The 24,313-nt window shown below is 64.5% G+C and carries 25 protein-coding genes and 1 tRNA gene; 18 read left to right on the forward strand and 8 right to left on the reverse strand.

The window, feature by feature from the left end:
• Nucleotides 1–43: 43 nt before the first annotated feature.
• The 4 genes from G513_RS0113935 to G513_RS23100 form a co-directional block, all read right to left on the reverse strand.
• Complete coding sequence (locus tag G513_RS0113935; RefSeq protein ID WP_022977468.1) at nucleotides 44–385, reverse strand: hypothetical protein; 342 nt, start codon at nucleotides 383–385, stop codon at nucleotides 44–46.
• Between the two features lie 4 nt (nucleotides 386–389).
• A complete protein-coding gene (locus tag G513_RS0113940; RefSeq protein WP_022977469.1) occupies nucleotides 390–1,487 on the reverse strand; it encodes a phosphotransferase family protein in 1,098 nt (365 codons plus the stop codon).
• Nucleotides 1,488–1,588: 101 nt separating this feature from the next.
• Nucleotides 1,589–3,145 (reverse strand): EAL domain-containing protein, encoded by a 1,557-nt coding sequence (locus tag G513_RS25010; protein ID WP_156891678.1) that lies wholly within the window; start codon nucleotides 3,143–3,145, stop codon nucleotides 1,589–1,591.
• A gap of 90 nt (nucleotides 3,146–3,235) precedes the next feature.
• On the reverse strand, nucleotides 3,236–4,045 hold the full coding sequence (locus G513_RS23100; protein ID WP_022977471.1) for an ion transporter: 810 nt from the start codon (nucleotides 4,043–4,045) through the stop codon (nucleotides 3,236–3,238).
• A 119-nt stretch (nucleotides 4,046–4,164) separates the two neighbouring features.
• On the opposite strand from G513_RS23100, the gene G513_RS0113955 reads away from it, so the two are divergent.
• A complete protein-coding gene (locus G513_RS0113955; protein WP_028475553.1) occupies nucleotides 4,165–5,091 on the forward strand; it encodes a histone deacetylase family protein in 927 nt (308 codons plus the stop codon).
• Between the two features lie 19 nt (nucleotides 5,092–5,110).
• On the opposite strand, the gene G513_RS0113960 is transcribed toward G513_RS0113955, so the two are convergent.
• Nucleotides 5,111–6,583: a protein adenylyltransferase SelO gene (locus G513_RS0113960; protein ID WP_022977473.1), complete on the reverse strand. Its 1,473-nt coding sequence runs from the start codon at nucleotides 6,581–6,583 to the stop codon at nucleotides 5,111–5,113.
• The gene (locus tag G513_RS23105; RefSeq protein WP_051144433.1) at nucleotides 6,580–7,893 is read right to left on the reverse strand and encodes an NAD(P)/FAD-dependent oxidoreductase; all 1,314 of its coding nucleotides are present in this window, start codon (nucleotides 7,891–7,893) and stop codon (nucleotides 6,580–6,582) included. The genes G513_RS0113960 and G513_RS23105 overlap by 4 nt, the downstream gene beginning before the upstream one ends.
• A gap of 132 nt (nucleotides 7,894–8,025) precedes the next feature.
• Here G513_RS23105 and G513_RS0113970 point away from each other — a divergent pair, with 132 nt between their 5' ends.
• The 5 genes from G513_RS0113970 (at nucleotide 8,026) to greB (ending at nucleotide 13,412) form a co-directional block, all read left to right on the forward strand.
• A complete protein-coding gene (locus tag G513_RS0113970) occupies nucleotides 8,026–8,322 on the forward strand; it encodes a DUF1244 domain-containing protein (RefSeq protein ID WP_022977475.1) in 297 nt (98 codons plus the stop codon).
• Nucleotides 8,323–8,380: 58 nt separating this feature from the next.
• A complete protein-coding gene (locus G513_RS0113975; RefSeq protein WP_022977476.1) occupies nucleotides 8,381–9,163 on the forward strand; it encodes an outer membrane lipoprotein-sorting protein in 783 nt (260 codons plus the stop codon).
• A 15-nt stretch (nucleotides 9,164–9,178) separates the two neighbouring features.
• Nucleotides 9,179–11,917 (forward strand): MMPL family transporter, encoded by a 2,739-nt coding sequence (locus tag G513_RS0113980; protein WP_022977477.1) that lies wholly within the window; start codon nucleotides 9,179–9,181, stop codon nucleotides 11,915–11,917.
• Nucleotides 11,918–12,026: 109 nt separating this feature from the next.
• Nucleotides 12,027–12,890: an MBL fold metallo-hydrolase gene (locus G513_RS0113985; protein ID WP_156891680.1), complete on the forward strand. Its 864-nt coding sequence runs from the start codon at nucleotides 12,027–12,029 to the stop codon at nucleotides 12,888–12,890.
• 18 nt (nucleotides 12,891–12,908) lie between these two features.
• The gene (greB, locus tag G513_RS0113990; protein WP_022977479.1) at nucleotides 12,909–13,412 is read left to right on the forward strand and encodes a transcription elongation factor GreB; all 504 of its coding nucleotides are present in this window, start codon (nucleotides 12,909–12,911) and stop codon (nucleotides 13,410–13,412) included.
• 6 nt (nucleotides 13,413–13,418) lie between these two features.
• Here greB and G513_RS0113995 read toward each other — a convergent pair whose 3' ends face one another.
• The gene (locus tag G513_RS0113995; protein WP_022977480.1) at nucleotides 13,419–14,000 is read right to left on the reverse strand and encodes a flavodoxin family protein; all 582 of its coding nucleotides are present in this window, start codon (nucleotides 13,998–14,000) and stop codon (nucleotides 13,419–13,421) included.
• A gap of 210 nt (nucleotides 14,001–14,210) precedes the next feature.
• On the opposite strand from G513_RS0113995, the gene ruvB reads away from it, so the two are divergent.
• The 12 genes from ruvB to G513_RS0114055 all read left to right on the forward strand — a co-directional run bounded on the left by ruvB (nucleotide 14,211) and on the right by G513_RS0114055 (nucleotide 23,631).
• The gene (gene ruvB / locus G513_RS0114000; RefSeq protein ID WP_022977481.1) at nucleotides 14,211–15,245 is read left to right on the forward strand and encodes a Holliday junction branch migration DNA helicase RuvB; all 1,035 of its coding nucleotides are present in this window, start codon (nucleotides 14,211–14,213) and stop codon (nucleotides 15,243–15,245) included.
• Nucleotides 15,246–15,329: 84 nt separating this feature from the next.
• Complete coding sequence (gene ybgC / locus G513_RS23110; RefSeq protein WP_022977482.1) at nucleotides 15,330–15,791, forward strand: tol-pal system-associated acyl-CoA thioesterase; 462 nt, start codon at nucleotides 15,330–15,332, stop codon at nucleotides 15,789–15,791.
• Nucleotides 15,792–15,832: 41 nt separating this feature from the next.
• Nucleotides 15,833–16,519 carry a protein TolQ gene (gene tolQ / locus G513_RS0114010; protein WP_022977483.1) on the forward strand — a complete coding sequence of 229 codons (687 nt, stop codon included), beginning with the start codon at nucleotides 15,833–15,835 and terminating at the stop codon, nucleotides 16,517–16,519.
• On the forward strand, nucleotides 16,519–16,986 hold the full coding sequence (tolR, locus tag G513_RS23115; protein ID WP_022977484.1) for a protein TolR: 468 nt from the start codon (nucleotides 16,519–16,521) through the stop codon (nucleotides 16,984–16,986). The genes tolQ and tolR overlap by 1 nt, the downstream gene beginning before the upstream one ends.
• The gene (gene tolA / locus G513_RS0114020) at nucleotides 16,983–17,858 is read left to right on the forward strand and encodes a cell envelope integrity protein TolA (RefSeq protein WP_022977485.1); all 876 of its coding nucleotides are present in this window, start codon (nucleotides 16,983–16,985) and stop codon (nucleotides 17,856–17,858) included. Before tolR ends, tolA begins: the two co-directional genes overlap by 4 nt.
• A gap of 35 nt (nucleotides 17,859–17,893) precedes the next feature.
• Entirely contained in the window at nucleotides 17,894–19,186 is a 1,293-nt protein-coding gene (tolB, locus tag G513_RS0114025; protein WP_022977486.1) for a Tol-Pal system beta propeller repeat protein TolB, read from the forward strand.
• An 85-nt stretch (nucleotides 19,187–19,271) separates the two neighbouring features.
• Nucleotides 19,272–19,784 (forward strand): peptidoglycan-associated lipoprotein Pal, encoded by a 513-nt coding sequence (gene pal, locus G513_RS0114030; RefSeq protein WP_022977487.1) that lies wholly within the window; start codon nucleotides 19,272–19,274, stop codon nucleotides 19,782–19,784.
• A gap of 17 nt (nucleotides 19,785–19,801) precedes the next feature.
• Nucleotides 19,802–20,632, forward strand: coding sequence for a tol-pal system protein YbgF (gene ybgF, locus G513_RS25015; RefSeq protein WP_169560655.1), 831 nt, complete (start codon nucleotides 19,802–19,804; stop codon nucleotides 20,630–20,632).
• A 17-nt stretch (nucleotides 20,633–20,649) separates the two neighbouring features.
• Entirely contained in the window at nucleotides 20,650–21,333 is a 684-nt protein-coding gene (gene queE, locus G513_RS0114040) for a 7-carboxy-7-deazaguanine synthase QueE (protein WP_051144453.1), read from the forward strand.
• Between the two features lie 95 nt (nucleotides 21,334–21,428).
• Entirely contained in the window at nucleotides 21,429–22,112 is a 684-nt protein-coding gene (gene queC, locus G513_RS0114045; RefSeq protein WP_022977490.1) for a 7-cyano-7-deazaguanine synthase QueC, read from the forward strand.
• 54 nt (nucleotides 22,113–22,166) lie between these two features.
• Nucleotides 22,167–22,242: transfer RNA gene (locus tag G513_RS0114050), tRNA-Lys, on the forward strand.
• Nucleotides 22,243–22,446: 204 nt separating this feature from the next.
• Entirely contained in the window at nucleotides 22,447–23,631 is a 1,185-nt protein-coding gene (locus G513_RS0114055) for a GAF domain-containing sensor histidine kinase (RefSeq protein WP_022977491.1), read from the forward strand.
• Here the strand turns inward: G513_RS0114055 and G513_RS0114060 are convergent, their stop codons facing one another.
• Nucleotides 23,632–24,258: a TetR/AcrR family transcriptional regulator gene (locus G513_RS0114060; RefSeq protein ID WP_022977492.1), complete on the reverse strand. Its 627-nt coding sequence runs from the start codon at nucleotides 24,256–24,258 to the stop codon at nucleotides 23,632–23,634.
• Nucleotides 24,259–24,313: the final 55 nt, after the last annotated feature.

Raw genomic sequence — 24,313 nt, forward strand, 5'->3', positions numbered from 1 at the left:
GACGAGAAAACTGGATTCCCGCCTTCGCGGGAATGACAGCCTCTTACAACACCGAATAGACGACAAAGAAACCGATCAGCACCAGCAGGCTCATCGCGCCCAGGAAGGTGTACTCGACGATGCGCAGCAGCCTCGCGGTCAGCTGCCGGCTGTTCGAGCGCAGGCCCCAGACGATCAGGTAGCAGCAGACCAGGAACAGCATCGCGTTCATCGCCAGCACGTCGTCGGCGAAGGTTTCGGTGTTCTGCGATCGCGCGAAGGCGTTGACGGCGCCGAGCAGGCCGACGCAGATGCCGGTCATGCTGGTGGCGGCGCTCAGCAGGCGTTCGAGGATGCGCTCGTGGCGCGCCGCATCTTCGGCGCTGATCGGTTCGCGCAGCGGCATGCCTTCAGACCTTGGCCCGGTTGATCACCCGCTCGCAGACCTGCGCGAGCACGGTCACGAACAGGCCGAAGGCGGCGAACTTCGGGTTCTTCGACTGGCCGAGCTTGTAGCGGTAGTAGATCTGCTGGGCGATGACGCCGAGGCGGAACAGGCCGAACACGTAGTACCAGTCGGCATTGCGCACTTCACGGCCGGTCTTTTCGGCGTAGCGGTCGATGATCTCGGCGCGGCTGAGCATGCCGGGGATGTTCGACGGCTGCATGCGGATCGACTGCATCTCCTGCGGATCGCCGGCTTCCACCCAGTAGGCCAGCGAGGAGCCGAGATCGAGCAATGGATCGCCGAGCGTGGCCATTTCCCAGTCGAGCACGCCGATGACGCTGAGCTGGTCGTCGGCCGACAGCACGACGTTGTCGTAGCGGTAATCGTTGTGGATGATGCCCGGCCGCGCCGAGTCCGCCGGCTGGTTGCTGGTCAGCCAGGCGATGATCGCGTCGTAGCTGGGGATGTCATCGGTCAGCACCTTGTTCCAGCGCTCGCTCCAGCCGCTGAGCTGGCGTGCCACGTAACCGGCCGGCTTGCCCATGTCGGCGAGGCCGGCGGCTTCGTAATCCAGTTCATGCAGCGCGATCTGGGTGTCGATCAGGTTCAGGCACAGCTGACGGGCGCGCTCCGGGCTGTAGCGGAGTGAGGACGGCAGATCGCGGCGCAGGATGATGCCGGCGAGCTTTTCCATCACGTAGAAATCCGAGCCGATCAGGCCGGTGTCTTCGCAGTAGGCCAGCGGCTTGGGGCACTTGAAGTGCGGATGCAGGCGCTGCAGCACGCGGAACTCGCGGCCCATGTCGTGCGCGCCCCTGGCCTTGGTGCCGGCCGGCGGCCGGCGCAGGATCATCTCGCGGCCGCCGATGGTCAGCTGATAGGTGAGGTTCGAGGCGCCACCGGGAAACTGGCGCAGCTCGACCGAGCCCTCGACGAGGTCCGGAATCTGCGATTTCAGGAACGGCAGGATCAGCGCCGGATCGAAGGCGTTTTCGTCGCGCACGGCACCGGCGGTGTCGAGCGGGCTGGCGGCGCTTGCCTCAGTCTTGGGTGGGTTCATTGCGGCATTTTCGTGGCTTGGACTCAGGCGCAGGAGTCTAGCAGCGAGGTTCCCGGGTTCGGCCACCGTGGCCAGGGATCAGGCTCGTCATCGGGTCCGCCCTAGGTTCTGGCGAGATAGGCCTTCAACTCATCCATCGGCAGTGCCCGCGACAGGTACCAGCCCTGCACGTACTCGACGCCGATCTTGCGCAGATGCTCGAGCTGGGCAGCGGTCTCCACCCCTTCGGCGACCGTCGCCAGCCCGAGACGGCGCGCCATCGCCACCATGTCGTCGACCAGCCCGGCGGTGATCGATTCGGTGCCGATGGCGTCGATGAAGCTCTTGTCGATCTTGAGCAGATCGAACGGGAACTGGGTGAGATAGCGCAGCGAGGAATAGCCGGTGCCGAAGTCGTCGAGCGCGATCCGGGCGCCGTCGCTGCGCAAGGTGTCGATGACGGTGCGGGCGAGATCGTCGGACGACGAAAGCATTTCCCGTTCGGTGACCTCGAACACGACGCGCCCCGCGCGGCAGGCCTTGCCGAAGATGCTGCGCACCCGTTCCGGCAGTTCGGCATCGCTGAAGTGCGCGGGGCTCAGATTCAGCGCGACGTAGAAATCGGGGTGATCGGCGAGCGGGCCGTCGAGGTCGGCGGCGACTCTTTTCATCAGCCAGTCAGTCAGCGGATTGATCAGGCCGCTGGCTTCGGCCAGCGGCACGAACACGCTGGGCAGGATCATGCCGCGCTGCGGATGCTGCCAGCGCAGCAGCGCTTCGGCGCCGACGGTGCGCAGGCTGCCGGTCTCGTGGATCGGCTGGTAGTGGACATGCAGCTCGTCATTCTCCAGCGCATCGCTGAGCTGCGCATCCATCGAGCGCTCGCGGCGATCGACATAGGCCAGCACCAGGAACAGCGGCAGCGACAGGCCGAGGCCGAGCAGCACGAACAGCGTGGCGTTCTCCCACCAGCCTTCGAGCAGCGCATCGCGGTTGCCGGCGACAACGGCGCGCAGCGGGTAATGCTTGAAACTGCGTCTGCTGACCAGGCTGGCCGGATCGTCATCGCCGACCAGCAGACTGCCGGCGCGCGACAGCACGATGCCGTCGTTGCGTTCGATACGCAGCGCGATCTGCTGCTCGACGATTGCCGCCCGCACCGGCTCCAGCAACTGGCGCGGATTCATCATCAGGCTGACCGCCATGCCGGGCGCCCGGTCGATGCCGCGCAGCACGGTGATCGATACCTCGTCTTCCAAAGTCAGATCGGGGGCGGCGATATGGATGCCGGCGGTCGGCCAGATCAGCAGATCGGCATTGCTGATCAGGATCGAGGTTTCCGGTACCCGCACGCTGGTGCACTGCACGGCGCTGCGATAGATCAGCGCGGCTTCGCGGAAGTACAGCGAGTTGTAGACCGCCTTGCGCAAGGTATCGACGCTGGCCGCGCTGCAGCTGCGATCGATAGTCGTGCCGATGGTTTCCAGCACGTTTTCGGCGGTGCCGAAGATTTCGTCGGCGTGGTTCTCGAGCACGGCGGCGTAGTGATCGAGACGAACGCCGGCGGCCGTCGTCGCCTGGCGATAGGTGATCGCCAGCATTAGCCCGGCCGGCAGGATGCCCGCCAGTACCGCGGCGACCGCAATCAATGCCAATCGGCGCTTGCGCCTGGTGATCACCGCGTTTTGCCTCTCCTGCAGTCTTTGGTGCCTGGCCGGCGTCCAAGGCTGCCAATCCGCACGATATTCCTGCGCCGCATGGCTGGCCGGCTATTCCTGAGCAACGGGCGACACCGCCTGATGCTTGGCGTCTTCCTTGGCCTGGACGGCGGCACGCAGCTGGTCGACGTTCTCGCGCAGGATGTCGGCCACCAGCTCGTCGGTGCGCGGATCGTTCAGCACATCGTGCGCCAGCTCCAGTGCCGCATCGACTACCGAATTGACGATGTCGTTGTAGAACGGCAGCCGGCTCAGGGTCTTGGTGCGGGCGTTGTGGCTGAGCTTCTCCGTGATCATCGCCCGCAGCTCGCGATCGTTCTCCTCCAGCGCCCGGGCGACGTTGCGGGTGTAGGTGCCACGCTTCAGCACGTCCGACACTTCGGCGAGCACCGCCAGGGTGATCATGCCGCCGACCGCCCGCATGATGCTGTCGCGGAAACGGTTGACCAGCCGGTAGGTGAATTCGTCGCCGAGCGCCCGATCCGCCGCCATGCCGAAGCGCGACAGCAAAATGACGATGCGCACCACGCGGAACAGCCGGAAGCCGCGCAGCGCCGGCTCGGACACCGGAATCATGCCGAGGATCTCGTACCAGTTGCGCAGCAGATAGCCGCGCGTCCAGCCGTCGCGCGACCAGCGCCAGGTGAACTCCACCGCGAAGATCGCGCAGATCGCGTAATCGCCTCGGATCAGCCAGCGGCGCCATTCCGGCGTGACGTCGCCCCAGGTCTCGTAACTGAGCAGCGCGATCGACACCAGCGCCAGGATCAGCAGCAGCCAGTCGAGCACCGGCACGCGGCGCGCCGCGGCGCCCAGGGTTTCCGGTGCCGAGGCGGCATTCGGGTGATCGTCGTTACTCATGCCGATGGTGGTTCGGGAGGGTTGTTCACGGCGGCAAGCAAAGCACGAAACCACGGGCGAAGGAACGTTCGAGGCTAACGCGCTTGACAGTCAACGGCCGGCTACCCGAAATGCAGCTCATGAACGCCGCCATTCCCTTGTGGATCACCCATCCCGCCTGCAGCCAGCACGAGATGGGCGCCGGCCATCCCGAATCGATTGCCCGCCTGCACGCGATCCAGGACCGCATGAACGCCAGCGGCCTGCTGCCGATGTTTCGCACCGTCACCGCACCGCTGGCACCGCGCGAGGCGCTGGTCCGCGTCCATGATGCGCGGCTGGTCGACGGCATTCTCGCGACGCGTCCAGCCCAGGGCCTGGTCCGCATCGATCCGGATACCGCGCTGAATGCGCACAGCGCCGAAGCCGCGCAGGCGGCGGCCGGCGCGGTGATCCACGGCGTCGACGAAGTCCTGGCCGGCAATACCCGCTTCGCGTTCTGCGCAGTGCGTCCGCCCGGCCATCACGCCGAACGACGCAGGGCGATGGGCTTCTGTCTTTTCAACAGCGTGGCCGTCGGTGCGGCGCATGCGCTGGCCTGTGGTCTGAAGCGAGTCGCCGTACTTGATTTCGACGTCCACTACGGCAACGGCACCTCGGACATCTTCCGCGACGATCCCCGCGTGCTGGTCTGCAACACCTACCAGGACCCGTACTACCCGGGTTGGGTCAGCGATCCGGAGAACCGGCATCTCGTCGATGCGCCGCTGCGCGCCGGCGATGGCAGCGCCGAATTCCGAACCGCCGTCGAAGCCCACTGGGCCCCGGCGATCGCCGCATTCAAGCCGGAGCTGATCCTGGTCTCCGCCGGCTTCGATGCCCATGGCGAGGACCCGCTGGCCGGCTTGAACCTGACGTTCGCCGACTATGCCTGGATCGGCGGGCGCATCCGCGAGTGGGCGGATGAGCATGCGCAGGGCCGCGTTGTGGCGACGCTGGAAGGCGGTTATGACTTGTTCGCGCTGGCGCGAAGCGTGGAAGAGTTCGTGCGCGCGGCAGCGTTCTAAGCCTAAGCGCGCTTGGTGCTCAGGACGAGCAGCTGACCTCGATCATCCGCGCTTCCGGCGGTGGTTCGGCGGCATAAGCCTCGAACGCCGGCTGTTCGTCGAACGGCCGTTGCAGCAGTTCGAAGAGCGTCGCGACCTCGGACAGGTCACCCGCTTCAGCGCGTTCGATCGAGCGCTGCGCGAGGTGATTGCGTAGCACGTATTTCGGATTGACCGCGTTCATCCGCACGGCACGTTCGGCATCTTCGGATTGTTCGGCGCGCAGCCGGCTGCGGTAGTCCGGAATCCAGGCGTCGAGTGCGACGAGGTCGAGAATTTCGTCGCGCAGGCCATGCGCTGGTCCGTCTTCATTGGCCTTGACTCGCGACAAGTGTCGCCAACTGCGAGTGAAATCGGCACGGCTGGATTGCATCAGGTTCAGCCAGCCGTTGATCAAGGTTTCGTCGCCATCGCGCACTTCACGAAGGCCGAGCTTTGCCGTCCATTGCTTCAGCATCGCCTTGCCATAGGCGTCCGGATAGCTGTCGGCGATCGGTTGGGCGCGTTCGACGGCGGCCTTCGGTTCGTCGGCCAGCAGCGGCAGGCAGGCCTGCAGCAGCTTGGTGGCGTTCCAGTGGCCGATCACCGGCTGGCGATCCCAGGCGTAGCGGCCGCTGTCGTCGCTGTGATTGCAGATGTGGTGGCTGTCGAAGGCATCGAGAAAGCCGAAAGGGCCGTAGTCGATGGTCAGGCCGAGCGCGGAGAAGTTGTCGGTGTTCATCACGCCGTGACAGAAACCCACCGCCTGCCAATGCGCCATCAGCACGGCGGTGCGGCGCACCACTTCGGTCAGCCACAAGGCGTGGCGATCCGGCTTGCCGGTGAACTCGGGGAAGTGCTGATCGATCAGCAGATCGGCCAGCGGTTTCAGGCGCTCGGTTTCGCCGCGGTAGTACCAGAACTCGAAATGGCCGAAGCGCAGAAAGCTTGGCGCGACACGGCAGACCACGGCGGCGGTCTCGACGGTCTCGCGGCGCACCGGTTGCGGCGAGCCGACCAGCGCCAGCGCCCGCGTGGTCGGAATGCCCAGGCCGTGCATCGCTTCCGAACACAAGTATTCGCGGATCGACGAACGCAGCACGGCGCGGCCATCGGCATGGCGCGAGTACGGTGTTGGCCCGGCGCCTTTCAGCTGCACTTCCTGCGGCTGGCCGTTGCGATCGTCGATCTCGGCAATCAGCAGCGCACGGCCGTCACCGAGCTGCGGCACGAACTGACCGAACTGATGGCCGGCGTAGACCGAAGCCCGAGATTCGTAGCCGGGCCACGCCGTGTTGCCGGCCATCAGCGCAATGAACTCGGGGCTGGCGATCGATGGCGACAGCCCGAGTTGATCGGCCAGGGCCGCATTGACGTGCAGCAGGCTCGGCGCGGGCAATGGGCGGGCCGGGATGGCCGTCGAGTACGGCTCTCCGAGTGCGGCGAAACGAGGCGTGATGGCGGGCAGGATCATCGTCTGGCTTGAGTTTGGGTCTGCGACTGGCTTTGCAACGGTCGGTGGCTGTCGGCATCGTCATCGCTGCCGACGATCAGTCTTGCTGCGCGGCTATAGCTCAGATAGTTGAAGAACCATTGCGTGGCCACCAGCATGCGGTTGCGGGCGCCGATCAGGAAGTAGACGTGGGCGATGCCCCACAGCCACCAGGCGATCAGGCCCTTCATGCGCAGGAAGCCGAAATCGATCACCGCCGAATGCCGGCCGATAGTCGCCAGATTGCCGAAATCGCGATAGCGGAACGGCCCCGGCGCGGATTTTCCGGACAATGCGGCGCGGATGGTTTTTGCCACATGCTGACCCTGCTGCTTGGCGGCGGGCGCAACGCCCGGCACGGCCTTGCCGTTCGATTGCACGGTGGCGGTATCGCCGATCACGAACACGCGCTCGTGGCCTGGCACCGACAAATCCGGCAGCACCTGGACGCGGCCGGCGCGATCGGCCGGTGCGCCGAGCCAGCGCGCTGCCGGCGAGGCCGCGACGCCAGCGGCCCAGAGGATGGTCGCGGCGGCCAGGCCGCTGCCGTCGCCGAAGCTCAGACCACCCGGATCGCAGCCGTTGACCTTGGTATTCAGCATCACGTCCACGCCTTTCTTCTGCAGCTCCTTGAGCGCGAAGGTCGACAGCTCCGGCGGGAACGACAGCAGCACCCGATCGGCACCTTCGATCAGCACGACCCGGACCTTGCGGGTATCGATGGCGCGGAAATCATGAATCAGCACGCGCTTGCACAGTTCGGCGATTGCGCCGGCCAGTTCGACGCCAGTCGGCCCGGCGCCGACGATCGCGAAGGTCATCAGCCGCTGCTGCTCGACGGGATCGTCACTGTTCTCGGCGCGTTCCAGCGCCAGCAACAGTCGGCGACGAATCAGTGTGGCGTCATCGACACGTTTCAGTCCCGGGGCGTGTGTCTCCCACTGGTCATTGCCGAAGTAGGTGTGGGTGGCGCCTGTGGCGAGAATCAGCCAGTCGTAAGGCAGGCTGCGGCCGTCATCGAGCAGCACGATACGAGCGTCGCTGTCGATGCCGGTCACCTGGCCGAGCAGCACACGGGCGTTCTTCTGCTTGCTGAGAATGCCGCGGACCGGCCAGGCGACATCGGAAGGATTCAGGCCGGCGGTCGCGACCTGATACAGAAGTGGCTGAAAAAGATGGAAATTCCGGCGATCGACGACGGTCAGTTCGATAGCCGCGCCATCGAGCGCGCGGGCGGCAGTGAGGCCGCCGAAGCCGGCGCCGACGATGACGACACGGGGAAGGGTAGACATGATGAGGGGGTGGTCTGGAAGCAACGCAAAGGCAATGGGGGCGGAGTTTAGTCGCTGGCTTGTCGCAGGTATTCGGGGCTTCGCGCACAATCCGCGCACAATCGTTTCCCCTTTCGGAACCCAGCAACGACCATGGACCAGCAACTTCGGGACCGTCTTGATGCCGCCGTGCTTCAGCGCCTGCTCAAGCACCTTGATGAGCGCAAGGACGTACAGAACATCGAGCTGATGAATCTCGCCGGCTTCTGTCGGAATTGCCTGTCCAAGTGGTACGCGGCGGCGGCGAAAGATGCCGGCGTGGCAGTCAGCGACGACGCAGCCCGAGAGCGCGTCTACGGCATGCCTTATGCGGATTGGAAGCGCTTGCATCAGCAGGAAGCCACGCCCGCGCAGCAGGCGGCGTTCGAGGCGGCAAAACCGAAAAGCTGAGGGACTGCCCGGTTCACGGCAGCGCGGTAATCTTGTCGTCGGGGACTTGGGGATCACCATGAATGCTGGTCGATGGCTGTGCTCAGGCCTGCTGGCGGCAAGCCTCGGCGCGCGCGCCGATGATGCGACGCAGAAGGTGCTCAATTGCATGCGGGCGAATATTCCGCCCTCGCTGCAGATCAAGGAAGTGGAACTGGCTTCGGTCGATCGCAGCGGCGCAGAGCGGCTGCTCAAAGGCAAGGTCTATGTCAGCCGCGACAACGGCCTGATCCGCGTGCTGCTGCGCATCTCCAAGCCCAACGATCTCGACGGCGCGGCTTATCTGATGCGCGAAGGTGGCGCCAGCAAGAAGGACGACATCTTCCTGTATCTGCCGGCACTCCAGCGCGTGCGCAAGATCAGTGGCGGCTCCGCCGATGCGCCGCTGCTCGGCACCGATTTCAGCTACAACGACATGAAGCAGCTGCAGGCGGCGTTCGGCGATTCCCAGACCAGCCTCGACAAGCCGACAATCCTGGAACAGCGTCCGGTCCACGTGCTGCAACTGCAGCCGCCAGCTGGTTCCGGCGCTCGCTACAGCCGCGTTCGTACCTATGTCGACCAGAAAACCTGCGTCGCGTTGAAGGCCGAATTCTTCGAAGGCAACGTGCTTCGCAAGGAACTCAGCGCGCCGGCCGACAGCCTGAAGCGTGCCGATGGCTACTGGTATCTGTCCGATCTGACGATGCGTGACGTCAAGGAGAACACCAGCACCCGGCTCAAGGTGGTCGGCGTCGTCGGCAGCGAGCAGGAACTGCCGTCGCGGCTGTTCGATCCCACCTCGTTCTATCGTGGCAACTGAGGCCGCGGGCGCCCGATGAACACCGTTGCCTGGCTCGGCTCGGTCGCGCAGCATCCGCGCCGCGTGCTGTTGGCGGTGGCGCTGGCGACGATCATCGGCCTGCTGCTCTGCATCGATCCGGTCACGCGCACGGTGCGCTTCCACATCGATCCGTCCGCCGAAGCGCTGCTGCCGGTCGATGATCCCGGCCGTGCGGTGCTCGACCAGGTGCGCAGAACCTTCGGCATCGACGATCCGCTGATCGTTGCGGTGCGTTTCGAGCCCAATGTCTACAGCGCCGAGAACCTTGAACGGATCGCCAAGCTCTCGGCGCAGTTCAAGCAGTTGCCTGAAGTCAGCGAAGTGTTCTCGCTGGCGACGGCGCCGAACCTGCTGGCCAGCGGCGACGAGATCGATGTCACTTCGTTCACCGATCAGGCCGCGCGCGATCCGGCGGTGGTGCAGACTTTTGCCGCGCAGATCCTCGCCAATCCGCTCTATCGCAGCACCCTGGTATCGGACGACGGCACCACGGCCGCGTTTGCGCTGAGCACCACGGCGGCACTGACGCCGAAGCAGTATGTGGCGCTCGATTTCGATGGTCAGGTGCGGCGTGCGGTGCAGGAGGTTGGCGGTGCCGATGCGGTTTATCTGACCGGCACGCTGCCGGTTCGTGCAGCGACCAGTGGCGCGCTCGATCGCACCTTGCGTTTCACCGTGCCGGCTGTGTTCGCGGTGATCGCCGTGCTGCTGCTGGCGACTTTCCGCAGCCCGATGGCGGCGGCCTCCGCGCTGCTGTCGGTGGCGATCGCGCTGATCTGGACGGTGGCTTCGGCGGTGCTGCTCGGCATCGAGTTCAACCTGGTCAGTGCCATCGTGCCGCCGCTGGTGATCACCATCGGCCTGTCGTACACGATCCATCTGCTGGCCGCGCATTTCCTGTCGCGCAGCGTGCTGCCCGATGCGCGCGATTCGCAGCGCGCCGACTGGGTGATGAAGCGCATCTCCACCGGCCTGACCCTGTCGGCAACAACCACGGTGATCGGCTTCCTGAGCCTGTTGCTGAATCCGTTGCCCGCCGTGCGCGGCTTCGCGGTGCTGGCCAGCCTCGGCACCTTGTATGTTGGCGCGCTGACCCATCTGTTCCTGCCGGCACTGCTCAATGCCACCGGTTGCAATCGCGAGACGCCGCCGATCGCCACCCGCGTGTTCGGCCGCTTCGCGGAGCTGCTGACCGGCTTCGATCTGCGCTGGCGGCGCTGGATCATCGGCGCATCGGCCTTGCTGATCGTGGGCGGTTTCATCTCCGCGAGCCGCATCGAAGGTGGTGCCGATTTCATCAACAGCTTCGATGAAGACACGCCGGTCCGGCAGAATTTCGAAGCAGTCGCCAAGGCGTTCAACGGTGCCAATTTCGTCACCGTGCTGATCGACGGCAAAGCGCCCGATGCGTTGACCAACCCGACGTTGATCGATGCTGTCGACAGCTTTCAGGACTGGCTGCGCGCCCAGCCCGAAGTGGGCGCGGCGGTGTCCTTCGTCGATCAGCTGAAGCTGACCAATCTGGTCCTGCACAACAACGAGCCGCTGTACTTCGGCGTGCCGGCCGATGGCGCGGCGGTGAAGCAGATCCTGCTGTTTGCCAGCAGCGAAGCGCTGAACCGGGTCATCGATCCGCAGTACCGCACCGCGGTCATCTCGCTGCGTCTCAATGTCGATGGCTCGACGGCGATCGGCGCCTTCCTGCGCCGCGTCGAAGCGCGCGCTGCCGAATTGCCGTCGCCGATCGACGCGCGCTTCACCGGCAGCGCGGTGCTCGCCACCCGCGCCGTCGAAGCGCTGGCCGGCGGCCATCTGGCGTCGATCGCGATTGCCGTGGTCGCCATCGGCGCGCTGCTGTCGCTGATGTTCACTTCGATCAAGGCCGGCCTGATCGCGACGGTGCCGAACATCGTGCCGATCGCCGTCTACTTCGGCACGCTCGGCGCACTCGGCATTCCGCTGAACCCGACCACCAGCCTGATCGCCTGCATCGTGCTCGGCATCGCCGTCAACGACACCGTGCACTTTCTCGCACGCTTCAATGCGGACGCCCGCGAGCAAGGCACCGAGGCTGGAGCCGTGCGCTCGGCGCTGGGCTCGGTGCTGCGGCCGATCACCTTGGCGACGGTCTGCCTGTGCCTCGGCTTTCTGGTTTTCGCCGGTTCGGAACTGAACAACCAGCGGCAGTTCGGTGGGCTGGCGGCCTGGACCTTGTTCGTCGCCTGGATCGTCGACATGACCCTGACGCCGGCGCTCGGTTCTCGCTTGCGCATCGTCACGCTGTGGGACTTGCTGCGGCTCGATCTAGGCAAAAGTCCGCAGCACACGATTCCGCTGCTGTCCGGTCTGTCGATGCGCCAAGCAAGGCTTTTCGCGCTGATGTCGCGGCTGGAAAAGCATCCGGCAGGTACCCGGATCATCCAGGAAGGCGATCTGTCGCGGGACATTTACGTGGTCGTCGATGGTGCGGTCGAAGCGACCATCGAACGCAACGAAGAACGGCTGGTGTTGTCGACGATGACTCGCGGCGCAGTGATGGGCGAGGCCGGTTATTTCGGCCAGCGGCGCACGGCGAGTGTCGATACCACCAGCCCGGTACGCCTGCTCCGTTTCAACTCGCAGGACCTGGAAAGACTGCGCGAACGCTATCCCTCGATCGCTGCAACGGTGTTCCGCAATCTGAACCGTATCCAGGCCGAACGCATCGCGCGTATGACAGCACTGTTACGCTAGGCGCAGTCGGCGGTGATTCCAGTCACTGTCGCCGGGTGTTTACCAGCAGGTCTGAAGGCCTGCGGAAAATAAAAACAGCAAGACAAAACGTCGAGTGGGAGGAGGGGAGATGACCGTACCAATGATGCGCCGCCTCGGCATGGCGGCCGCTTGGCTGTTGCTGTTTCCGGTTGCCGCGGCAACAGCGCTTGATCGCGGCGTGACGATCCTCAAGCAGCCGACCGGCAATCTGATCGTCTCCAAAGGCCGCGATGGCCTGCTGGTGGTCGGCGATGTCGACATCAAGCGACAGGGTGACATCGTCGCGATGCTGGGCGGCGACGTGCCGAAGGTCATCGTCGATACCGATCCGGATGCCGGTTTCATCATGAGCCGGGGCGACGGCTCGGTGCTTTACATGGCCAATGGCCGACTGCGCCATGCAACGCTCGATGGCCTGCTGAAGGTACCTGCCAGCAAAGTGTCAGCGGCGGCACCGACCAGGATGATCGTGGCGCTCGCCGACAGCGATACGGTGCATCTGAATGGCGACGAGATCGGCTTGTTCCGGGTGCAGAGCGGCCTTGTGGCGGGTGCTTGCGCGGCATTGTTTCCGGCGGCGCATCTGCTGCACGTCGGCCGCTTGTACACGCCGGGCCAATACCCGGCGATCGATGTCGCTCGCGGCGGCTCGATATCCGGGCTGATTGCTGCAGTCGGCCGGCTGGTCAATATCGGCGGGCCGGAAGTGCTGTTCGTGCCGGCGCGCGGCGAGCCGGTGTCGCGTGACAAGTTGATCGCCTATCGCGACATGCTGTCGACGGTTCGCGGTCGGGTTCAGGCTGCGATGCAGCACGGCCAGACGCTGAAGCAGATCCAGGCCGCCCGCCTGACCGCCGATCTCGATGCGCGCTGGGGCCAGGGCCCGATTCGCAGCGCCGACTTCGTCGCTCGTGTGCACGCCAGCCTGCTCAATCCGCCTCGCGACGGCTGAACCAGCCACACTGTCTGAATGAGTCGCTACCGGGAACCGCCACCGAAAAGTTCGCCGTACATCACCGCAGAAGGCGCGGCACGCTTGCGTGCCGAGTACGAGCAGTTGTGGCGCGTGCGCCGGCCCGAAGTTGTGCGGGCACTGTCGGCCGCAGCGGCCGAGGGGGATCGCTCCGAGAACGCCGAGTACATCTACCGCAAGAAGGAACTGCGCGAGATCGATCGGAGAGTCCATTACCTGCAGTTGCGGCTGCCGGAACTGAAAGTGGTGGATGCGGTGCCCAGCGATCCCGAGCGCGTCTACTTCGGCGCCTGGCTGCAGGTGCACGACGATCACGGTGACGAGAAGCGCTACCGGATCGTCGGTGCGGACGAGATCGATCCGGAGCGCGGCTATATCTCGATCGATTCCCCGCTGGCCCGTGCGCTGCTCAAGCGCCGGGCCGGCGAGGTGGTCAAGCTGATGCTGCCCGGTGGCGAGGCCGAGGTGGAACTGGCGGCCGTGAGCTACGGCCCACCGTAGTCCTGGCTAGCTTGTGATGCCCTTGAACTGCTTGGTGATCTGCGCAATGCGCTCGCCGTACAGGCGGGCAGTTTCCAGATCGCCGGGCAGCGGGCCTTCGTCGGGGCCGAGATCGCTGGGCGACTGGGCGAGCGCGCCGGAGAAGCCGCCGACGTAGTTGACGTCGTTACGCGTCGCCTTGCTGGAATTGGCCGGCATCATGCCGGTGCCGACCCAGATCATGCCGTGCTGCATCGACAGCGTGATCATGTACTGGATGGTCGAGAACTTGTCGCCGTTCATGGTCGCCGAGTTGGTGAAGCCACCGGCGATCTTGTTCTTCCACTTCTGGCCGAACCACGGCTTGGAGCTGGCATCGGCGAATTTCTTGAAGTCCGCCGACACGCCGCCCATGTAGGTCGGCGAGCCGAAGACGATGGCATCGGCTTCTTCGAGCGCCGTCCAGACGTGGTCGTTGAGATCGGCGACGTTGATCAGCTGCACGCCAACGCCGCCGGCCCCGGTAATCCCGGCGACGACGCTTTCCGCCTGCTTCTTCGTGTGGCCGTAGCCGCTGTGATAGGCAACGACTGCCTTGACCTTGTTCATGCCTTTGCTCCTCGTTATTGTTGCGAGATGGTTCTGCCGGGATGAAGCCTGCCCTGAAGCGCTGACAACACCATAGTCCACTGCCTGCTGCACCGGTGAGACAGCAAGTCGCTCAGAAGTTGCCGAAGCCGCAGCATGTCCGCACTCGCGGAAGGCCCTCTACAATGCGGCATGCCCCGTACCCACGATGACAGCCCGCCGGACCGCCCCATGGAACGGTTGATCTCTTCAGGCGCGCGCAGCGACGAGGAACGGGTCGATCGCGCCATTCGGCCGCAGCGGCTCGAGGACTACGTGGGCCAGCCGGCGGTGCGCGAACAGATGAGCATCGCCATCAGCGCCACCCGCGCTCGCGCCGAAGCACTGGATCACGTGCTGATCTTCGGCCCGCCCGGTCTCGGCAAGACCACCCTGGCGCACATCCTGGCCGCCGAACTCGGCGTCAACCTGCGCCAGACCTCCGGCCCGGTGCTCGAGAAGGCTGGTGACCTGGCCGCACTGCTGACCAATCTGGAACCGCGCGACATCCTGTTCGTCGACGAAATCCATCGCCTGAGCCCGGTCGTCGAGGAAGTGCTGTATCCAGCGATGGAGGATTACCAGCTCGACATCATGATCGGCGAAGGGCCGGCGGCGCGATCGATCCGTCTCGATCTGCCGCCGTTCACCTTGATCGGTGCCACCACCCGCGCCGGCAGCCTGACCGGGCCGTTGCGCGATCGCTTCGGGATTATCCAGCGGCTGGAGTTCTATTCGGTGGCCGACCTGACCACCATCGTCAAGCGCTCGGCCTCGATCCTGAACGTTCCGATCGAGGAAGAAGGTGCCTACGAGATCGCCCGTCGCTCGCGCGGCACGCCGCGCATCGCCAATCGCCTTCTGCGCCGGGTGCGTGACTACGCCGAAGTGCGCGGCACCGGCGTGATCAGTGCGGTGATCGCTGCCGCGGCGTTGAAGATGCTCGACGTCGATGCCAACGGCTTCGATCTGATGGACCGCAAACTGATGATGGCGCTGATCGAACGCTTCGACGGCGGCCCGGCCGGGCTCGACAATCTGGCCGCCGCGATCGGCGAGGCGCGCGACACCATCGAGGATGTCATCGAGCCCTACCTGATCCAGCAGGGCTATCTGCTGCGCACACCGCGTGGCCGGATGGTCGGCAAGCTGGCCTATCAGCACTACGGAATTCCGCTGCCGAAGCGCAATGAGCCGGACCTGTTCACGGAGACCGGTGCCGAGTGACCGGTGCCGGGTCGAAAATCTTGAACTCGCGCCCGTTTGCAAGGTCGATTGTTGCGCTGCCGCAAAAACAGGGATAATCACTGGATGTCGATCAGCTCATCAGGCTTCTCGTGGCCCCTGCGGGTCTATTACGAGGACACCGATGTCAGCGGTGTGGTCTACCACGCCAACTATCTGAAATTCTTCGAGCGCGCCCGTACCGAATGGCTGCGCTCGCTCGGCTATTCTCAAGAAAGCCTGCGGCACGAGGTGGAGGTGGCATTCACGGTCAGCCGTGTGGAAGTCGCTTTCCGGTCTCCCGCCCGGCTCGATGACCAGCTGATTGCCACAGTTGCCGTGACGGAACTGAAGCGGGCCAGCTTGGTGATGACGCAGCAACTGCGACTCGGCGATATCGACGGCAGACTGCTGGCCGAGGCCGAAGTCAAAGTGGTCAGCGTCGATGCCGCCAGCTTCAAACCCTGCGCGCTGCCGGACGGCTTTCGCAATCGCGTCCAGACAGTGGAAAATGCTGCATCTCGCAACCCATCAAGCAGCGCCGCATAACCGCAACCGAACACGTAAACGAACACAGGGGTAGGTATCGAATGAGTGGCACATTTTCGCTGACACAGCTGGTTCTGGAGGCCACCATTCCGGTGAAGCTGGTGATGGGTGTGCTGATTGCCGCTTCGCTGGCGTCCTGGGCGGTGATCCTCGCCAAGCGCGGCCTGCTTTCCCGTATCGAGAATCAGGCGGTCGCGTTCGAAACGCGCTTCTGGTCCGGTGGTTCGATGGATGACCTGTACGAATCCCACCGCCGTGGCGGCGCGCCGGAAGAAGGCCTGCCGCTGATCTTTCGCGCCGGCTACGAGGAATTCAAACGTCAGCAGGTCGCCAACATCCCGCCCGATGACGCGCTGGCCGCCGTGCAGCGCCAGATGCGCGTGGTCATGGCCCGCGAAACCGAGAAGCTCGAAGGTGGCCTGAGCCTGCTGGCGACGATCGGCTCGACCAGCCCCTATGTCGGCTTGCTCGGCACCGTCTGGGGCATCGTCAACGCCTTCGTCTCGATCGGCAACGTCAAGCAGGCGACGCTCGCTTCGGTCGCCCCGGGCATCGCCGAAGCGCTGATCGCCACCGCCATCGGCCTGTTCGCCGCGATTCCGGCAGTCGTCGCCTACAACTTCTTCGTCGCCCGCGTCGATCGCCTTGAAAATCGTTTCTCGACCTTCGCCGAAGAGCTGACCGGCATCGTCGATCGCGGCCTGCGCGGCGGTTCGAGGGCCGGCTGATGGCGGGTTCGGTCTCGCCCAAGAAGGGCAAGCGGCGGTTGAGCGCCGAGATGAACGTGGTGCCGTATATCGACGTGATGCTGGTGCTGCTGGTGATCTTCATGGTCACCGCGCCGCTGATGACCCAGGGCATCGATGTCGAGCTGCCGCAGGCGACGGCGGAAACGCTGTCTGCCGACGACGAGCCACTGACCCTGTTCGTCAGTGCTCGCGGCGAGTATTTCCTCGATGCCGGCGGTGATGCCAAGAAGGCACTGGAAGACCAGACGGTGATCGACAGGGTCGGTGCGATCCTGCGCAACAAGCCGCAGACGATGGTGCTGATCCGCGCCGACAAGGGCGTCAGGTACGACCGGGTCGCCAACGGCATGTCGCTGCTGCAGGCCGCCGGTGCGGCCAAGATCGGCTTCGTCACCGATGCGCCGACGGTGCCACGGGCAACCTCCTCCAAATCCGAGCGCGGATGAAGGTTCAGACGCGCCATATCGTTGCAGCCGTTGCGCTGCATCTCGCGGTATTCGGGCTGCTGTTCAGCGGCGTGCAGTGCGGCCGCGTGCCCGAGCCGGTGTCGATCATCCAGGGTCAGCTGATTTCCGCGAACGAGCTGCCGAAGCCGAACGCTGCGCCGAAGCCGGAGCCGACACCCGAGCCGCCGGCCCCGGAACCGGCGAAGCCCGAAGCGCCGCCCGAGCCGCCGAAGCCGGACCCGGCCGAAGCCCAGCGCAAGCAGCAGCAGGAACAGGAAGCCAAGCAGCAGCAACAGAAAGCGGCTGAGCAGAAAGCCACCGAGCTGAAGACTGCGCAGGAGGCGCTGCTGAAGAAGCAGGCCGACGAACTTGCCGACAAGAAGAAAGTCGCCGAGGACGCCAAGAAAAAGAAGGAAGCGGAAGACAAGCAGCGCCAGGACGATCTGGCGCGCTCGGCGATCGAGGAAGAGGAAAAGCGCCTCGCCGCCGACAAGAAGAAAAAAGCCGAGCAGACCAAGCGCGAGGCCGAAGCGAAACGCGCCATGGAGGCGGAGCTGTCGGCAGCGATGGGTGCTGAAGTGGCCGAACGTACCGCGCAGGAAGTCAGCATCTGGGGTACGCAGCTGGTGGCTGCGATCCAGCGGGTCTGGACTCGTCCGCCTGGCACAGCCGATCAAAGCATCGTCTGCGTGGTCAATATGCAGTTGTCGGCGACCGGTGACGTGCAATCGGCAACGATCCGGAAATCAAGCGGCAACGCACTGATCGACGATTCGGTCATTCGCGCTGTCTACAAGGCCAGCCCGATGCCGCTGCCCAAGGATCCACGGGCGTTCCAGTCCGGCGTCAACATCACTTTCAAACCGCAGTAAGTCCCCGCGACCTACTCGTACAAACGGATCACGACATGCTCAAAAGACTGCTCACCGGATGCCTGCTGATCGCGAGTCTCGCGGCGCAGGCCGATCTCGACATCACCGTGGTCGGCGGCTCCAAGCGCGCCCAGCCGATCGCCGTGGTGCCATTCCAGCAGGCGCCGGGCGGGGCGGTCGATGTCGCCCAGATCGTCGCCGCCGATCTCGATCGCAGCGGCCAGTTTCTGTCGCTGGCACGCGCCGACATGAAAGGTTTCGATCCGCTGCCGGTGACCGAGCCGCAGGTCGACTACCGCACCTGGCGCGCACTCGGCCAGGAAGCGCTGGTGATTGGTCAGGTGCAGATCCTGCCGGGTGGTGGTGCGAAAACAACAGCGGAGCTGTACGACGTGTTCCGCACCCAGAAGATCATGACCATCGAGGCGACCGCGACGCGGGCGACCGAATGGCGGTCGATGGCGCACAAGGTGGCTGATCAGATCTACGAGAAATTGACCGGCACCAAAGGCATCTTCGATACCCGCATTGCCTACATCACCTCGATCCAGACCGGCGGACGCCGCCAGTTCAAGCTGATCTGGGCCGATGCCGATGGCGAGAACCCGCGCGAGATCGCCCGCAGTTTCGAGCCGCTGCTGTCGCCGTCATGGTCGCCGGATGGCCGTCGTATCGCCTATGTCACCTTCGAGGACGGTCGCTCGAAGATCATCATCCAGACGCCGGCAACCGGCGAATACGTGACCTTTCTCGGCGAGAAAGGCATCAACAGCGCGCCGTCTTGGACGCCAGACGGCACTAAGCTCGTTGTGACGCTGAGCTTCCAGAAGAACGCGGACATCTACGTCATCGATCTGGCGACCAAGAGCCGCCGCCGCCTCACCGACAGCTTCGCCATCGATACTTCGCCGACAGTCTCGGCGGATGGCCGCACGGTTGCCTTCCTGTCCGATCGCAGCGGTACCGCGCAGATCTACACGATGAGCATCGATGGCGGCGAAGCCAAACGGCTCACTTTCGAGGGCCGCCGCAACGAGCAGCCACGTTTTTCACCGGATGGCAAGACTCTTGCACTGGTTAATTACAATGGTTCCGGTTATCGTATCGGGCTTGTGGATATCGCAACGGGCGTCATGCGCCTGGTCAGCGACGGCCCCCTGGATGAAGGTCCCAGTTTTGCGCCCAACAGCGCGGTCGTGATTTACACACGACAAGGTTCCTCCGGTGCCGAGTTAGCCACGGTTTCGACCGATGGCTCCATCCGCCAACGTTTGCGGCACACCGGCGATGTCCGGGAACCGGCCTGGGCACCGTACACCAAGCCCTGATTTGTCTGCTTCATTGCGGTTCTTCAGCTTGTCACCCGCAAGGGTTCATCATCGCCAACAAAATCGTCGTCAAGGAGTTTGAAAAATGTTGAACAACAAGTGGTTCGTCTGCGCAACCCTCGCTGTCGCCGCCATCGCCACAGGCTGCTCCAGCACCGGTGACAAGAACGCCAACGCCCCGGCGGATGCGGTTTCGCCGACGTCCACCTCCCAGGGCGGCGTTGCCACCTCGGCTGGCGGCAAGAGCACCGGCGCCAGCACCCCGGCCTCGGCTCAGAGCATCGTCTATTTCGACTTCGATTCGAGCGATCTGAAGGCTGAGTCGAAGGACGTCGTCGCTGCCTGGGCGCGCTATCTGACCGCCAATCCGACCTCGAAGGCCCAGCTGCAGGGCAACACCGACGAGCGCGGCACGCGTGAGTACAACCTGTCGCTCGGCGAGCGTCGTTCGGCCACCGTCAGCGCCGCTCTGCAGGCTGCCGGCGTCAGCGCCAGCCAGCTCGAGCTGACCTCGAACGGCGAAGAGAAGCCGGTCGCGCTGGGCCATGACGAAGCGTCGTGGTCGCAGAATCGCCGCGTCGAAATCGTCGGTCAGTAAGTCGAATGTCGGCCGCCGTGATTGTTGCTGCACGTCATCGCATCACCCGTTCGGCCAGACTGGCACCGCTGCTTGCGGTGCTGGCGCTGACCGGCTGTGCTGCGAACAATTACGGCGGGCCGATCAACGGCCAGCAGGCGCTGAGTCCTGAAGAGCGACGCCTGCAGGCTGTAGAGACCAAGCTCGCGGAAGTCTCGCGACGTCAGACCACGGTCGATGCCGGCCGTGATCAGAAGGTCAGCGAGGATCTCGGCAAGCTGCGCGGCCTGATCGAGCAGCTGCGTTACGACTTCGATCAGTCGGAACGGCGTCAGCAGGAAGCGATCACATCGTTCGACGCCCGCATCAAGGCGCTCGAAGCGCATGCCATCGGTACGGCCGACGGCAGCATCGGTGGGGCAACGGGCGATCCCGCTGCGCAGCCGTTCGGCGGCACGGTGGCTCCGCCGGCGAACGTACCGCTCAGCACCTCTGCCGATGAAGAAGCGCTGTACCTGAAGAGCTTCGACCAGCTCAAGGCTGGCAAGTACGACGACGCAACGGCCGGTTTCAAGGCCATGCTCGCCAAGTATCCGCAGGGTAATTACTCGGATAACGCCTGGTACTGGACTGGTGAGTCGTATTACATCAAGAAGGATTATCCGAACGCGCTGACCAGCTATCGCTCGTTGCTCGAGAAATTTCCGGCGAGTCCGAAGGTTCCGGATGCGCTGCTGAAGACCGGCATCATCCAGCAGGATCAGAAGAAGGCGGATCAGGCCAAGGCGGCCTATAACCGCGTGATCAAGGAGTTCCCGAATTCCAGCGCTGCCCCTCAGGCACGCACGCGGCTCAGTCAGCTGCACTGAGTCATGACGTGAGTTCCATCGCCGTCGAGCCCGGGCGCCAGACGCGCCCGGCAGCATCGGCGACGCGTCTCAAGCTCACTGAAATCTTTCTGTCGTTGCAGGGCGAGTCGACCTTCGTCGGTTGCCCGACCGTGTTCGTGCGCTTGACCGGCTGCCCGCTGCGCTGCCAGTACTGCGACACCGCCTACGCCTTCCACGGCGGCCACTGGCACGAGCTGGCCGAGGTGATGGTCAGCGTCGCCAGCCACGGCGTCCGCCACGTCTGCGTGACCGGCGGCGAGCCGCTCGCCCAGAAAGCCTGCCTGCCGCTGCTGACCGCGCTCTGCGATGCCGGCTACACGGTATCGCTGGAAACCAGCGGCGCCATCGATGTGTCCGGTGTCGACCCGCGCGTGGTCAAGATTCTCGACATCAAGACGCCGGGTTCCGACGAAGTCGAGCGCAACCGCTGGTCGAACCTGCCGCTGCTGAACCCGCAGGACCAGATCAAGTTCGTGCTCTGCAGCCGTGCCGATTACGACTGGGCGAAAGCCATCGTTGCCGAGCACGGTTTGTGCGAACGCCAGACGGTGCTGTTCTCGCCGAGCGCAAGCCAGATCGCCGCCCGTGACTTGGCCGACTGGATCGTCGCCGATCGCTTGCACGTGCGCTTCCAGATGCAGTTGCACAAGCTGCTCTGGGGCACAGAGCCGGGACGCTAGCGCGGCACCGCTCCGCGCGACGCTGTGCCGGTAGTTGTTCAAGCAGTGCGTCGTCTCGCCAGGGATGGCAGGAAATCTTTCGACAGGAGTTGCAGATGGCGGGACAACGAAAAGCCGTCGTATTGCTCAGCGGCGGGCTCGATTCGGCGACGGCGCTGGCCATCGCACGCAGCGAAGGCTATGTCTGCCATTGCCTGAGCGTGGCCTATGGTCAACGCCACAGCGCCGAGCTCGATGCTTCGGTGCGGGTCGCGGCCAGGCTCGGCGCGGCTTCCCATCGCCTGATCCACGTCAATCTCGATTTGATCGGCGGCTCGGCGCTGACCGACAGCTCGATCGACGTGCCCGAGGGCGAGACGCCTGGCATCCCGATCACCTACGTGCCCGCGCGCAACACGCTGTTTCTGTCGCTGGCCATGGGCCTTGCCGAAGTGCAGGGTGCCGAAGCGCTGTACATCGGCGTCAATGCCGTCGACTACAGCGGCTACCCGGATTGCCGGCCCGAGTTCATCGAAGCCTTCGAGAAAGTCGCCCAGCTGGCGACCCGTTCCGGCGTCGAAGGCACGGCGCTGAAAATCGAAACCCCGCTGATCAAGCTGAGCAAGGCCGAGATCATCCGTCGCGGCACTGCACTTGGCGTCGACTTCGCCGAAACCGTGTCCTGCTATCAGGCCGACAGTGAAGGCCGCGCCTGTGGCCGCTGCGATTCCTGCCGCCTGCGCCGCGAGGGTTTTGCCGCCGCCGGTTTGCCCGATCCGACCCGCTACACCGTTTCCTGAGCCGCTCGCCGACGGCAAGGCTGTTGCAGCTATAATCCGCGCCTCGCGAAACGGGGGTCGTTAGCTCAGTCGGTAGAGCATCGGACTTTTAATCCGTTGGTCCTGGGTTCGAGTCCCAGACGACCCACCACTTTTGCGCAGCTTCACACCGCTGGACTTATTGGACCTCTGAGAGATCAGGGGTTTTTTATTGTCTAGGCAGGCTGCGTGACGGGCGAAGTAAGATCGCGAGGGAATCCGCAGTGGCGCAGGCGTTCGGAAACGAGTGGCGCTGCGAAGCCAAGTGGTCACCCGCCTTCATCCCAGACGCATCCAAGCACACCCTCCGCCAATCATGACGGGCAGCGATCAGGAACCCATACGGGATCGAATCACGGTTCTCGGCGAATACCGTGTGCTGGACACGCCGATGGAGCCCGCGTTCGACGACATCACCCGTTCGGCGATGTTTGCGCTGGATGTTCCGATCGCCCTGATCAGTCTGGTCGACGAATCCCGGCAGTGGTTCAAGAGCGAGCAGGGCCTGGCCTGCCGTGAAACGCCGATCTCGGCTTCCGTCTGCGCGCATGCCATTCGCCAGTACGAGTTCTTTGAAATCCCCGATCTGGCCGTGGATCCCCGTTTTGCCCAGAACCCGCTGGTGACTGCCGAGCCGTTCGTGCGGTTCTACGGCGGCGCGGTGCTGCGCACGTCTGAAGGAATCGCGCTGGGAACGGTTTGCGTGCTGGATCGCAAGCCCCGGCAACTCAGCGAAGATCAGCGTGGCTTCCTGAAAGGTCTGGCGCGGCAGACGATGGCGCTGCTGGAATTGCGCAGGGCGCTGCGGTTGTCGCTGGATATCGTCGAGAGACAGGCGCATCTGATGGCGGTTGCCGGGCACGATCTTCGCCAGCCGCTAGGCATCATCTCCAATGCAATAGCCACGGGCCTCTCTGCGCCGAATCATCCCTCGATGCCGCGTCAGCTTGGCCTGGCGCAGCGCGCGGTGGATTCGCTGGTCCAGCAACTGGATGGTCTGGTGACGGCCGCCACCAGCAGCGGCTCGACCGTGGAAACAGCCCCGGTGCGGGTGTCTTTCCAGATGGCCGAGCTGTTCGATGCACTCGGCCCCGGCTGGATATCGCACGCCGCGTCGAAGGGCATTCAGCTCGACGTGGTGCCGTCCAGCGCCGAAGTGCTCAGCGATCGGCGATTGATGAGTTCGATCCTCGGCAATCTGGTCGGCAACGCCATCAAGTACACCCGCACCGGCCGCATCCTGATCGGCTGCCGGCGGCGGAGAAAGGGACTGGAGGTCTGCGTCTACGACACCGGTGTCGGCATTGCGCCGAGCCACCAGGAGGCGATCTTCTCCCCGTTCAAGCAATTGAATCCGGAAAGCGAAGGGCTGGGTCTGGGCCTGGCACTGGTCAAGCAGGCGGCCTTGCAATTACAGGTGCCGCTCGAGGTGTCGTCGGTGCTTGGCCGCGGCACAAGGTTCAGCGTGCAGGTGCCGTACGGCGGTCAGGCAGCGGACTAGTCAGGACAGCGGCGCGGCGTCGAGCTTCGCCAGTTCCGCTTCCGCATAGCTGGCGATCATCTCGGCCAGGCCTTCCGATAGCTGCTCGAAGCTGATGTTCGGATTCGGTTCGCTCAGGTGGCGGATGATCGTGAACACGCTGCCGTGGATGAAGATGTAGCTCATCACCGGCAGGTTCTTCAGCCGCGTCAGCTGCGGGTTGTGCAGCGCGTACTGCATGATCAATTCGACCAGCAGCTGCTGGATCGCTTCGAGCTGACGGCCGCGTTCGGCCTGCATGGTGAAGCCGGCGTACTTCAGATAACGGCCGTCGTTGCGGTTCAGCAGCTCGCGGAAATGGCCGAGCAGGCGGATCACCATCGGGCGGATGTCCAGGCGCACCAGGCTCGGCATCAGCTCGCGCACCATGGCCACGATCTCGGCGGTCAGGTGCGCGTTCATCGCCTTGAACACCGCTTCCTTGTTCGGGAAGTACTCGTACAGCGAGCCGACGCCGACGCCGGCGATGTCGGCGATATGCCGCGTCGTGGTCTGCCCCAGGCCGTGGGTCTGCAGGCTGATGAAGCCGGCTTCGACGATCGCCTGCATCGTCGCCTTGGAACGCTCCTGCTGTGGCTTTCTGGCCATGCTTCTCCCGCTCGATCCTGATTCCGAATTGAATCCGAACAATAGCTCGGATTAT

This window comes from Nevskia ramosa DSM 11499, from assembly GCF_000420645.1.
Classification (GTDB): Bacteria; Pseudomonadota; Gammaproteobacteria; order Nevskiales; family Nevskiaceae; genus Nevskia; species Nevskia ramosa.